We start from the raw sequence: 11928 nt of genomic DNA, 5'->3' as shown, positions 1-11928 counted from the left end.
GGCGGACAGGTCGTAGCTGGCGTTGACGTACGGGATGGAGAGGCGCCCGCGCAGGCCGGCGACGGCGCCGACCAGCGTGCGGCCGGACAGATACGCGGCGGACGGGCCGCCCACGCGGCCCACGTCGACGCCGGTGTAGAGCTGCTGTCCGGGAAGCCCGGTCAACGCGTCGAGGTTGAACGACAGGTCGTTGCGCAGCGTCCAGCCGTCTTCGGCGGCGAGCGTCATCTGGCCGTCGAAGCCGCGCACGGCGTAGCGGTTTCCGATCGTGAAATAGTCGGCGGGCACGATGGCCGTCTTGGCGTGCTGGATCTGCCAGTTGGCCTGATAGGCAAGGGATTGATCCGCAATCTGGAACGGCAGATACAGCCCCGCATTGCCGGTGAGGATGGTGCTGCGCCCGTTCCAATCAGGATCGCCGTAGACGTAGCCGGGTGCGTCGGAGAACTGCGGCAGCGTGCCGCGCACGCCGCCGCCGATGTCGAGCACCGCGCGGCCGACGTAGTGGCGATGCCCGTAGGCGATCTCGTAGCCGGTGACGTCGCGGCGCTGGACGTCGATGGCCACGTCGTTCAGGGTGCTGTCGGTGCGCTTGCGCAGCATGGTGAACGACAGGTTGCCTTTGTAGGCGGTGCCGCGGTACGGCACGACCGACACGCCCGCCTGGATCTGCTTGGTGGTGCCGCCGTAAACAATGGGTTCTTCAAAGCCGGCCACCGTCTGGCGGTACGTGGATTTGCTGGCGCCCGCAAAGACGGTCCAGTAGCCGAACGGCAGGCTGTAGTTGATGGAGGCGGCGCGCGTGTTGGAGTCGGTGTCGCGCCAGTGGGCGTTGCTGTTCCACGAGACCGACAACTGGTCGTACAGGAAGAGCGGCGAATCCAGCGTCAGGCCGGCATTGATCTGGTACTTGCCGACCGTATCCATGCCGCCGTTGTCGCCGCCCAGATAGCCGTGCCAGCGCTTGCCGGTGCCGGGCTTGATGAGGATGTCGGAGTCGCCCAGTTCTGGACCCGGCGCGATGTCGATGGCAGCGTCGGCCTGGCTGCCGAGGCGGCGGATGTTCTCGAGCGCCTGGTCCAGGTCGCGCTGGTTCAGTTCGCCGCCCGGGCCGGTGGGCAGCGCAGTTCGCCACCAGCCGATGGCGCCCTGGCTTTGGACGGCTGAGATGCGGCCCGGCAAATACTTCAGCGTCAACGTCCCGGCCGCCAACGATTGTTCCGGCACGACGACGCGCGCGGTGACCAGGCCGTCGTCGATCAGCAAGCCGATCAGGTGTTCCTGCAGCGCGCGCAGCCCGCGGCCGCCGACGCATTCGCCCAGGACGGCCGCCGTGGCGCTGGCCAGACGTTCCGGAGGTTCGGCGCCTTCCCAGATCACTTCCCGGATGGCAAAGCAGGGTGTTTCAGCGGGCAGGACCAGGCCGCGCGCGGGATCGGCGGACGGCGCCGACAGCACGTCGGGCCGCTCGGCGGCGCGGGCGCGTTGCGCGTCGATTTCCTGCTCTTGCCGGCGCTGGATCTCGGTGGCGCGCTGGGCCGCTTCGGGCGCCGTTTGGGCCCATGCGGATCCTGCGGGCGCCAAGGCGACGATCGCCGCCAATATCAACCCTGCCTGCTGAAAGTGCTGCGATCCGCTCATACGACTGGACGCCAACGGCCAGCCGCCGCGCGTCATCTCCTGTTATTCGAATTGGGTGATGATTTTGCCGGTCAATACTGTTTATGACAATATATATCTATTGTTTCAGTATCGATTTTTGCGGCTAAGCCACTTCTTGTTGTACGTATGGCTCACGTTGCCCGCTTTTATTGATATTTCTCAGAAACGGAACTCGGTTTCGTAACAAATCGAGATCGAAGTGCCGCCCATGCGTTTACATCAAGCGCCTTTGTAATCGGCGGCGAGGAACGCACAAATCAGAGAACTCCGAAAAACCCGGGCCGGGTTATCCCGGATGCCCGCATAACTACAAATCGTCAATAATTCGCCAACGTTTTGTCGCCGATCCGTCCCCTTGCCTGTCTCACCCATGCCTGTATCCGTCCGGGACGCCATCGTTTCGTCTTCCCACCTCGCCTCGTCCGCCCCTGAGCTGTCAGAGGTCGAGTTCGGCCTGATCATCGCGTCGCATGCGTTCAATCGCTGGATGGTGCGTTGCATGGCTTGCGCGGGACTGCCCGAACTGACGTCGCTGGACATCCTGGTGCTCAACCATGTGTTCCATCGGGGCCGGGGCAAGAAACTGGCGGACATCTGCTTCACCCTCAATGTCGAAGACACCCACCTGGTGAATTACTCGCTCAAGAAGCTGGAGCGCCTGGGTGTGGTGCAAAGCGCCAAGACCGGCAAGGAAGTGATCTACACCACGACCGATGCCGGCGCGGCCGCGATCCAGCGCTATGCCGAGGTGCGCGAGCAGTGCCTCGTCAAACCGTTCATCGACTCCCCCGCCGCGGACGACGCCAGCCATCAGCTGGCCAACACCCTGCGCGCCCTCTCGGGCCTGTACGACCAGGCTGCCCGCGCCGCCACCTCGCTGTGAGAATCCACGTTGTCTAGCACCACCGCTTCTTCTTCCGCCCCGCTGCTGTCCGTGCGCGGCGTCTCGGTCGACTTCAATACCGACACCGGCGGCTTTCGTGCCGTGGACAACCTGGATTTCGACGTGCGGCCCGGCCGCACGCTGGCGATCGTGGGCGAATCCGGCTCGGGCAAGTCCGTCACGTCGATGGCGATCATGCGCCTGACCGACTACAACGGCGGACGCATTTCGACCGGCCAGATCCTGTTCCGCGACGGCGATGACCGCGAGGTCGATCTGACGCAGGCCAGCGACGAACAGATGCGCGCGATCCGCGGCAATGACATCGCGATGATCTTCCAGGAGCCGATGACGTCGCTGAACCCGGTGTTCACCATCGGCGACCAGATCGTCGAAGCCATCATGCTGCACCAGCAGCTGTCGCGCTCGGCGGCGCGCCAGTCGGCGCGCAAGCTGCTGGAAAAGGTGCGCCTGCCCGATGCCGAACAGCTGCTGGACCGTTATCCGCACCAGTTGTCCGGCGGCATGCGTCAGCGCGTGATGATCGCGATGGCGCTGTCGTGCCAGCCGCGCCTGTTGATCGCCGACGAGCCGACGACGGCGCTGGACGTCACCATCCAGGCGCAGATCCTGAACACCATCCGCGAGCTGCAACGCGACCTTGGCACGGCCGTCATCTTCATCACCCACGACATGGGCGTGGTGGCCGAGATGGCCGACGATGTGGTCGTGATGCTGCGCGGCAAGAAGGTCGAGCAAGGCGCCGTGGAAGACATCTTCAACGCGCCGAAGCATCCCTACACGCGCGCGCTGCTGGCCGCCGTGCCGCGCCTGGGCAGCCTGACCGGCCGCGACCTGCCGCTGCGCACGCCGCAGACGGTGCTGGAAGGCGATACGCTGCGCGAGGTGGGCGAGACCCGCGAACAGGACACGGCCAGCTATGACGAACCCGTGCTTCGCGTGGACAAGCTGACCACGCGCTTTGACGTGGGCCACAACCTGTTCGGCCGCGTGACGCACCGCGTGCATGCGGTGGAGCAGGTCAGCTTTGACGTCTACCCTGGCGAGACGCTGGCGCTGGTGGGCGAATCGGGCAGCGGCAAGTCCACCATCGGCAAGACCTTGCAGCAGCTCGTGGCGCCGACCTCCGGTGCGGTGCGCTACAACGGGCAGGATATTTTTTCGATGGACAGCGCCGGCCGGCAGCGCCTGCGCCAGGAGATCCAGTACATCTTCCAGGATCCGTATGCGTCGCTGGACCCGCGCAAGACCGTGGCCTTCAGCATCGCCGAACCGATCCGCACGCACGGCCTGCTGACCGGCGAAGACGCCATCGCGCGCCGCGTCGGTGAACTGCTGGAGCAGGTAGGCCTGAAGCCCGAGCACGCCACGCGCTATCCGCACGAGTTTTCAGGCGGGCAGCGCCAGCGCGTGTGCATCGCGCGCGCGCTCGCCAGCAATCCCAAATTGATCATCGCGGACGAATCGGTGTCGGCGCTGGACGTGTCGATCCAGGCGCAGATCCTGAACCTGCTGATGGACCTGCAGAAGGATCGCGGGCTGTCGTATCTGTTCATCACGCACGACATGGCCGTGGTCGAAAAGGTAAGCCACCGCGTCGCCGTGCTGTACCTGGGCCAGATCGTCGAGCTGGGCACGCGCCGCCAGATATTCGAATCCCCGCAGCATGCCTACACGCGCAAGCTGCTGGCCGCAGTGCCGGTGGCCGAACCCGGCCGCCACATCGACACGTCCCTGATCGAAGGCGAGATCCCCAGCCCGGTGCGCCGGGTGGGCGATGAGCCCGCCATCGTTCCCCTTCTCGAGTTCGCGCCCGGCCACCAGGTCGCCCGCGCCGCCTGAACCTCTTTCATCCGTCGGTCCGACCCGATTTCCCGTCCCTGGAGGCGACCATGCAATTCCTTCGCACCACCCTCTCCGCCACCGCGCTGACGCTGGCCCTCGCCGCCGCGCTGCCCGTGTCGACGGCGCACGCCGCCGGCACGCTCAACGTGGCCATCAACCAGGATCCGGGAAGCTGGGATCCGATCGACACGTTCGTGACCTTCTGGGGTTCGGTTGGCGGCAACCTGTACGACGGGCTGACCATGCGCGGCGCCGACCTGAAGCTGCAGCCGGGTCTTGCCACCAGCTGGGAATACCTGGACGAGAACAAGCGCCTGCGCTTCAAGCTGCGTGAAGGCGTCAAGTTCCACAATGGCGAGCCCTTCAACGCCGAAGCCGTCAAGTTCACCTTCGAGCGCCTGCTGGGCGCGGAAGGCGCCAAGGGCCCGCAGAAGTCGAACTACGACTCGATCGGCGAGGTCAAGGTGGTGGACGAGTACACCGTCGACTTCATCCTGAAGCAGCCGGATCCGGTGCTGTTGACGAAGCTGGCGGGCTACGGCGCGATGATCGTGCCTCCCAAGTACATCACCGAGAAAGGCGAAGACAACTTCAACACGCACCCGGTCGGCACCGGTCCGTTCAAGTTCGAAAGCTACCAGCCCAAGGTCAACGTGACGCTGGCGCGCAACGACGACTACTGGGGCGGCAAGCCGAAGCTGGACAAGGTGGTGTACCGCTTCATCGGCGAACCCGGCACGCAGGTGGCCGAGCTGCAGGCCGGCCGCATCGACATCGCCACGCTGATCCCGCTGGGCCTGATCGAGACGGTGAAGAAGTCGGGCAATGCCGACGTGATCTCCACCGGCGGTCCGGTGGCCTTCGCGCTGCGCTACAACACCAAGAACGGCATCACGCAGCACCGCGACGTGCGCCGCGCGCTGATCATGGCGGTCGATCGCGACGCCATCGTCAAGCAGCTGCTGCTGGGCCAGGCCAAGACGATCGCCAGCTTCCAGGGCCCGCAGTCGTTCGGCTTCAACCCCGAGCAAAAGCCCCTGCCCTTCGATCCCGCCGAAGCCAAGAAGCTGCTGGCCGCCGCCGGCGTGAAGCCGGGCGCCACGGTGCAGATCGACGTGCGCGGCAGCGACTCGAACTTCCGCGAAGTGGCGCAGGCCGTGTCGGGCTACCTGCAGGGCGTGGGCGTGCGCGCCACCATCAAGCCGTATGAAACCGGCGTGCTGCTCAACGACATCATCCCCGGCGGCAAGACCGGCGAAATGTGGCAGAACCAATGGGGCGGCTGGACGTACGACTACGACAACACCGCGTACCTGATGTACCACTCGGGCCAGAAATGGAATCCGTACGACAACGATCCCAAGCTGAACGCCATGCTGGAAGCGCAGCGCACGGTCTATGACGTGAAGAAGCGCGAGGCGATGCTGCAGGAGATCGCCGCGTACGTGGCCGACCAGGCGCTGGAATTGCCGCTGTACAGCCTGAACACGATCGTGGGCGTGAACAAGCGCGTGAAGAACCTGGAAGTCCCCGGCGACATCCGCTTCCGTTTCCTCGAAACGACGGTGGAGTAGGTCCCCCCCGAGCGCTTCGCGCTTCCCCCAGGGGCATGCCTGCGGACCGGCGGAGCCCGGATCCGCGGCATCCCGCTGGCGATGCGCCCCGTTGAGGCATTGGTGCGAATCGATGCCGCGTTAACACCCTTTTCCCGCTCCGGTGCAAGCCGGGGCGGCGCCTTATGACCGGATTTCTCATCAAACGCGTGTTGCAGGCCGTCTTCGTGATCGTGGCCGTGACGCTGCTTGTCTCTTATGCCGTGCGCCTGACCGGCGACCCTGCGCTGATGCTCAGCCAGGGGTCGGGCAGCGTGACGGAACAGGACCTGGCCAATATCCGCCAGGCGCTCGGGCTGAACCGGCCGTTCCACGAGCAGTACCTGTCGTACATGCAGGGCCTGCTGCACGGCGATTTCGGGCGCAGCTTCATGGGCGGCACGTCGGTCGCCAAGCTGATCGGCGACGCCCTGCCTGCAACGCTGATGCTGGCCTTCACGTCGCTCATCGTGTCCATCCTGATCTCGCTGCCGCTGGGCATCCAGGCTGCGATCAAGCGCGGCAAGGCCACGGATCAGGCCATCCGCATCCTGTCGCTGGTGGGCCTGTCTTTCCCCAATTTCTGGCTGGCGCTGATGCTGGTGCTGCTGCTGTCGATCACCTTCCCGCTGCTGCCGCCATCCGGCTGGAGCGGACCGGCCAGCCTGGTGCTGCCGTCGCTGACCATGGCGATCATTCTTAGCGCCACCAATATCCGGCTGGTGCGCACGACGATGCTGGAGACGCTGTCCGCGCAATACATCATGGTGGCGCGCAGCAAGGGCCTGAAAGAGCGCATCGTGCTGTACAAGCATGCGCTGCGCAATTGCGCCATTCCGCTGATCACGTATCTGGGCCTGCAGTTTGGCGGCCTGATCGGCGGCATCGTGGTGATCGAGATGGTCTTCAACTGGCCGGGCCTGGGCACGCTGGCCTTCGACGCCATTTCGGGCCGCGATTATCCGGTGCTGCAAGGCACGGTCACCGTGCTGGCCACCGTCATCGTTCTGGTCAACCTGATCGTCGACATCGCCTACGGCATCGTCGATCCCCGTATTCGCACGCGCTGAGCATCATGCAGACAACCACTACCCCCGCCGCCCCGAAGGCCATGAAGCCGCGCAGCCGCTATCGCTCGCTGGAATTCGTGCTGGGCGCGCTTTTGACCGGCGTCATGGTCCTGCTGGTGCTGACCTCCGGCTGGCTGTTTCCGGATGGCGGCGAATCGATGGACCTGGCCGCCCGCCTGATGGCGCCCTTCTCGTCGGCCGCCCATCCCTTCGGCACCGATCCGCTGGGCCGCGATGTGCTGGCGCGCGTGATCGTCGGCGGCAAGATCTCGCTGCTGGTCGGCTTTGCCTCGGTGCTGGGCGGCGCGCTGCTGGGCATCGTGATGGGTCTCATCGCCGGGTACTACCGCGGCTTCTGGGACATGATCGTGATGCGTTTTGCCGACGTGCAGCTGGCGCTGCCCTTCATCCTGGTGGCGATCACGTTCATCGCCATCCTGGGCGGCGGGCTGTTCAACGTCATCTTCTTCATGATCGTGTCGCAATGGGTGCAGTACGCTCGCCTGGTGCGGGCGCAGGTGCTGGCGTTGCGCGAGCGCGAGTTCGTGCTGGCGGCGCGCGCCTTCGGGGTGCGCGACCTGGCGATGATCCGCCATCACATCGTGCCCAACCTGCTGGGTCCGCTGGTGATCCTGATGACGCTGAACGTGGCCAACAACATCCTGCTGGAAAGCAGCCTGACCTTCCTGGGCCTGGGCGTCGACCCCATGATCCCGAGCTGGGGCGGTATGCTTGCCGACGGCCGCACGTACATGCAGACGGCCTGGTGGGTCAGCGTGTTCCCTGGCCTGGCCATCATGCTGACGGTGCTGGGCCTGAACCTGCTGGGCGACTGGCTGCGCGACCGCCTGGACCCGACCGGCAAGGTCTGAAGAATCGATCCGCGCCACGGGCCGGAAGGAATGTTGAGTATGTCGTTGCTGGACAAGAGTTTCGATCGCACGCTGGACGCCTGGACGCACGCCTACATGGCGCCGGCCTGGCGCGGCGCGGTCGTGGAAGGCTGGGTCTTCGAAGGCGTGGATGCCCGGCGCGCCGCGCAGGCCAAGCTTGAACAGGCCGGCGTGACGGCGCGCTTTCGCAGCGCGTACAAGCCGCTCGTGCACTATTTCCTTGAAGAAGTGGAGCGCGACGGTCTGGTCTCGGCCGAGATCCGCTATCCGCTGCACGAACACGCGCAGGCCAAGCGCTTCACGCTGGAGGCCTATCCGCTCGTGGCGTTGCTGAAAGACGTGCGCGTGACGATGCTGCCCGGCGCCGACGACCTGCACTACGACGTGCGCCTGTCGTACGCCGACGGCCGCAGGATCGACACCCGCGTGTTCGCGCCGAACCAGCTTGGGCACGCGCCGGACGGCACGCCGGAGCTGTCGCCCACCGGCTGGCTGCGCGTGCAGGATGCCGACGGTGCGGTGCAGACCGATGCCGCGCAGGCCACCGAGTACCAGCTTCTCTTTCGCAGCATCATGGACACCGTGCGCCACCACACGTGGGGCGCGCACGAGCCGTATTTCGACCGGCTGGAAATCCGCGTGGACCTGCCCGGCATCGACTTCGCGCTGCCGGTCGACGAGGAAATCGTCAGCACGTTCGAGGCGCTGCACGAAGACATCTATTTCTCGCTGCTGGAGCACTTCCAGCAGCATTCCGGCCGCCCGTCCGGCGACCGTGGCCTGCAACCCGGCCAGATCATTCCCGACATCCGCCGCCACGATGGCGCGCCGCGTGTGCGGATCTCGGTCGAGTCTTTTGCGCCGGTCACGCCCGTGACGCCCGCCGCGCCGGCGGGTCCCCTGGCGCAGGCCCGCGAGCCGCTGTCGGCCGAGCAGATCGCCGGCCGCATGGCGGCCTTTGGCGGCGACACCTTTCAGGCCGTGTCGCGCCAGGGCCGTCCGGTGCTGGGCACCTATGTTCGCGGGCCCGGCCCGGCCGTCTTCATTTCCGGCGCGCAGCACGCCAATGAAACCTCCGGCGTCGTGGGCGCCTTGCGAGCGGCCGAGGCATTGGCCGCGCGCGGCGATGCGCATTTCGCCTTGATTGCGTCCGAAAACCCGGATGGATATGCGCTGTTCAACCGGCTGCGCGAACATCACCCGCGCCACATGCTGCACGCGTCGCGCTACAGCGCGCTGGGCGACGATATCGCCTACCGCGAGCGCGCGCCGTTCTTCGAGCGCGATGGCCGACACCAGGCACACGCGATCAGCGGCGCGCAGCTGCACATCAATCTGCACGGCTATCCCGCGCACGAATGGACGCGCCCGCTGTCGGGTTATCTGCCGCGCCACTTCGAACTGTGGACCATTCCGAAGGGCTTCTTCCTGGTCCTGCGCCATCATCCGGGCTGGGCAGACCGCGCCCGCCGGCTGATCGAGGGCGTGACTGCGCGGCTCGCCAGCAACGTGCCGGGGCTGGTGGAGTTCAACGCGCGGCAGCTTGAACTCTTTCACGCGCATGCGCTCGAAAAGGGTTTCGACGTGCTGAACGGCATCCCCGTGCAGGTCACGGAGACCGATCGCGAGGAGCTGCCCATGGCGCTGATTTCGGAGTTTCCGGATGAAACGGTCTACGGAGACCGATTCGTTTTCGCTCATACTGTGCAGATGGAAACCGTCCTGGCAGCCACGGATCTGTACCGCGCCGGGCTTTAGCGGCTTACCTGTGCCTGACACCCCAGCAGCAACAACATGAAAATCCGAGAACGCAACCACGGCGACGATCTGGCCCTGGTGGACATCTGGCTCCGTTCGGTGCGCGCCACCCATACTTTTCTGACTGAAAAGGAAATCCAGGCCATGTACCCGCAGGTGCTGAACACGTACCTGCCGTCCGTCAGGGTCTGGGTCTGTGAAGACGATGCCGGCGAAGTGGCCGGCTTCATGGGCCTGACCGGCAACAAGGTCGAGATGCTGTTCGTGGATGCCAACAAGCGGGGCAAGGGCGCTGGCCGCCGCCTGCTGAATTTCGCGCGTTCGCTGCACGGCACGCTGCTGGTCGACGTGAACGAGCAGAATCCGCAGGCGCATGGCTTCTACAAGCACTACGGATTTCAGGACGTGGGCCGCTCGGCCTACGACGACTCGGGCCGTCCTTTCCCCATCATCCACATGAAGCTCGCCGGCTGAAGCGACGGCTTCAGTTGCCGTGCGGCTCGTGCCGCGCGCGCCACGCCTTCAGGGCTTCGCGGTAGCGGTCCATGGCTTCGTCATACATGTCATAGACGCACGGAATGCAGCCGCTGTTGCAGCATTCATCCGGTGCGGGACGCTCGGGCGGAATGGGCGGCGGGTCGTCGTCGGGGATCGTGCTTGCGGTCATACGCCTTCCCGCTTGCGCCAATCGGCGCGGCGGATTTCATAGCAGACCTTGGGCTCCGGCGCGTCGCCGGTCATGCCGACGTAACGCAATCCGGTCTTTTCCATGACGCGCTGCGACGCCAGGTTTGAGCGCAGCGCCACGGCGCCCAGCACGTCCACGGGCAGCAGACGGAACCCCAGACCAATCAGCGCGCGCGAAATCTCCGGCGCAAAGCCCTTGCCCCAGCAGTCGGGATGCAAGGCATAGGCCAATTCGACGCCGGCTCGCCCCGGCGAAGTCGACACCTTCAGGCCCGCGCGGCCGGCTGGCCGGCCCGTCTCGCGGTCTTCCAGCACATACATGCCGTACCCATGCTCGGTCCAGTGGACGATGTTCTGCGCGACATAACGACGGCTGGCCGCCGCGTCGCGCGTTCCGCCCATGGATTGCATCAGGTCGGCATTGGCGTGCATCTCGATCATGAACGGCAAATGCGCCTGAGACATCCGGCTTGCGGACAGGCGCAGGGTCTGGAAATCGTCTGGAAACTCGGTGGACGGCATGGGAGTCGGAGGCGTTGGCGAACGTAGTTCGGGGACGGGCTGGCGGTGCGGGTGGCAGACCTGCCGATCATACCGGCCGACGCGGTCTTGCACACTTGCGCCTAACCCTCACTCGCGCCGCAGCCCCAAGAAACTCCAATGCACATCCGCACGATCCAGCATGTCCTCGCGCGTGGACAGGTGATGGCTCGACAGGCCGTGCGCGGCCGCCAGCGCGATGGTTTCCTGCGCCGACACGTCGAACATGCGGCGGCCGGCAGGCACCGGCCCGTGACGCAGGGACATCAGGATCTGCCCTTGCGGCGCGAGCAGCGCCGCAAGGCTGGCCATGGCTGCGGTGCGCTCGGCGGCGTCCAGGTGCATCCAGACCGCGGTGAGCATGATGACGTCGAACACCCTGCCCTGGCTGCGCAGGCCGCCGAGATCCGGCAACGCGTCATCGGTCCACTCAAGATTGGGCAGGTCGTGCCGGCGCTGGCCTTCAAGGCGCAACTCAGGCGTGGGCTCGGCCGCCACGACCTGATGGCCCATGCGGGCGAGGGCCGCGGCGTCGCGGCCCGACCCGGCGCCAATGTCGGCAATGCGCGCGGGCGCTGGCGGGATCAGGTGTGCGACGTCGCGATGCACGTCGGCAAACGCGATGCTCTCGTACTGGTCGGCCAGGGCTGCGGCGTTTTCGCCGTAGCCCGCCGTTCCCGAGATCGGCGCCTGGCTCATTGCTCGGGATACGCGCGCATGGCGGCGGGCTGTTCCGCCACCAGCGCGTCCAGGATGCGCTTGCCCACGCGGCCGTCCTGCGGCAGATTCAGGCGCGCCTGCTCTGCCCGCACGGCATCGCGCGTCTTGCCGCCCGGGATGCCGTCGGCCACCCCGATGTCGTGGCCGCGGCCATAGAGCTGCTTCTGCAGTTCCTTGATCTGCGCGCGCGACAGGCCGGGATCGTCGGTCGGCGTGCTGGTGCCCATGGTGCGCGCGCGCTTCGGCAAGGATCCCGC

Annotated in this window: 12 protein-coding genes; 7 read left to right on the top strand and 5 right to left on the bottom strand. The window is 66.0% G+C overall.

Annotated elements, in window-relative coordinates:
- Positions 1 to 1641, bottom strand: a 1641-nt coding sequence (locus RT697_RS25315) for a ShlB/FhaC/HecB family hemolysin secretion/activation protein (protein ID WP_313702415.1), incomplete at its 3' end; no start/stop codon positions are given.
- Positions 1642 to 2032: 391 nt separating this feature from the next.
- Between RT697_RS25315 and RT697_RS25310 the strand changes: the two genes are divergently transcribed.
- From RT697_RS25310 to RT697_RS25280, 7 genes are all read left to right on the top strand, one after another.
- Entirely contained in the window at positions 2033 to 2545 is a 513-nt protein-coding gene (locus tag RT697_RS25310) for a winged helix DNA-binding protein (RefSeq protein ID WP_054415947.1), read from the top strand.
- Between the two features lie 9 nt (positions 2546 to 2554).
- Positions 2555 to 4408 (top strand): dipeptide ABC transporter ATP-binding protein, encoded by a 1854-nt coding sequence (locus RT697_RS25305; RefSeq protein ID WP_313702414.1) that lies wholly within the window; start codon positions 2555 to 2557, stop codon positions 4406 to 4408.
- Positions 4409 to 4458: 50 nt separating this feature from the next.
- On the top strand, positions 4459 to 5985 hold the full coding sequence (locus tag RT697_RS25300; protein ID WP_313702413.1) for an ABC transporter substrate-binding protein: 1527 nt from the start codon (positions 4459 to 4461) through the stop codon (positions 5983 to 5985).
- A 164-nt stretch (positions 5986 to 6149) separates the two neighbouring features.
- Complete coding sequence (locus RT697_RS25295; RefSeq protein ID WP_312428757.1) at positions 6150 to 7073, top strand: ABC transporter permease; 924 nt, start codon at positions 6150 to 6152, stop codon at positions 7071 to 7073.
- Between the two features lie 5 nt (positions 7074 to 7078).
- Positions 7079 to 7945 (top strand): ABC transporter permease, encoded by an 867-nt coding sequence (locus RT697_RS25290; RefSeq protein ID WP_313702412.1) that lies wholly within the window; start codon positions 7079 to 7081, stop codon positions 7943 to 7945.
- A 39-nt stretch (positions 7946 to 7984) separates the two neighbouring features.
- Entirely contained in the window at positions 7985 to 9724 is a 1740-nt protein-coding gene (locus tag RT697_RS25285; protein ID WP_313702411.1) for a peptidase M14, read from the top strand.
- A 36-nt stretch (positions 9725 to 9760) separates the two neighbouring features.
- Positions 9761 to 10198 carry an acetyltransferase gene (locus RT697_RS25280; RefSeq protein ID WP_175123558.1) on the top strand — a complete coding sequence of 146 codons (438 nt, stop codon included), beginning with the start codon at positions 9761 to 9763 and terminating at the stop codon, positions 10196 to 10198.
- Positions 10199 to 10208: 10 nt separating this feature from the next.
- Here RT697_RS25280 and RT697_RS25275 read toward each other — a convergent pair whose 3' ends face one another.
- The 4 genes from RT697_RS25275 to RT697_RS25260 all read right to left on the bottom strand — a co-directional run.
- Positions 10209 to 10391: an oxidoreductase-like domain-containing protein gene (locus RT697_RS25275; RefSeq protein WP_313702410.1), complete on the bottom strand. Its 183-nt coding sequence runs from the start codon at positions 10389 to 10391 to the stop codon at positions 10209 to 10211.
- The gene (locus RT697_RS25270; RefSeq protein ID WP_313702409.1) at positions 10388 to 10933 is read right to left on the bottom strand and encodes a GNAT family N-acetyltransferase; all 546 of its coding nucleotides are present in this window, start codon (positions 10931 to 10933) and stop codon (positions 10388 to 10390) included. The genes RT697_RS25275 and RT697_RS25270 overlap by 4 nt, the downstream gene beginning before the upstream one ends.
- 108 nt (positions 10934 to 11041) lie before the next feature.
- On the bottom strand, positions 11042 to 11650 hold the full coding sequence (locus RT697_RS25265; protein WP_313702408.1) for a methyltransferase domain-containing protein: 609 nt from the start codon (positions 11648 to 11650) through the stop codon (positions 11042 to 11044).
- A partial coding sequence (locus RT697_RS25260; protein ID WP_313702407.1) for a peptidoglycan-binding domain-containing protein occupies positions 11647 to 11928 on the bottom strand: 282 nt, incomplete at its 5' end. The genes RT697_RS25265 and RT697_RS25260, both read right to left, overlap by 4 nt.

The sequence above is a fragment of the Achromobacter sp. genome (assembly GCF_032113835.1).
GTDB lineage: Bacteria > Pseudomonadota > Gammaproteobacteria > Burkholderiales > Burkholderiaceae_B > Achromobacter.
Note: the sequence above shows the minus strand (reverse complement) of the source record. Positions and strands in the feature narration are given on the sequence as shown.

Coding starts and splice junctions, on each gene's coding strand:
- RT697_RS25270 (WP_313702409.1), bottom strand. CDS start 10,933: ATGCCGTCCACCGAGTTTCCAGACGATTTCCAGACCCTGCGCCTGTCC.
- RT697_RS25310 (WP_054415947.1), top strand. CDS start 2,033: ATGCCTGTATCCGTCCGGGACGCCATCGTTTCGTCTTCCCACCTCGCC.
- RT697_RS25300 (WP_313702413.1), top strand. CDS start 4,459: ATGCAATTCCTTCGCACCACCCTCTCCGCCACCGCGCTGACGCTGGCC.
- RT697_RS25290 (WP_313702412.1), top strand. CDS start 7,079: ATGCAGACAACCACTACCCCCGCCGCCCCGAAGGCCATGAAGCCGCGC.
- RT697_RS25285 (WP_313702411.1), top strand. CDS start 7,985: ATGTCGTTGCTGGACAAGAGTTTCGATCGCACGCTGGACGCCTGGACG.
- RT697_RS25265 (WP_313702408.1), bottom strand. CDS start 11,650: ATGAGCCAGGCGCCGATCTCGGGAACGGCGGGCTACGGCGAAAACGCC.
- RT697_RS25280 (WP_175123558.1), top strand. CDS start 9,761: ATGAAAATCCGAGAACGCAACCACGGCGACGATCTGGCCCTGGTGGAC.
- RT697_RS25275 (WP_313702410.1), bottom strand. CDS start 10,391: ATGACCGCAAGCACGATCCCCGACGACGACCCGCCGCCCATTCCGCCC.
- RT697_RS25295 (WP_312428757.1), top strand. CDS start 6,150: ATGACCGGATTTCTCATCAAACGCGTGTTGCAGGCCGTCTTCGTGATC.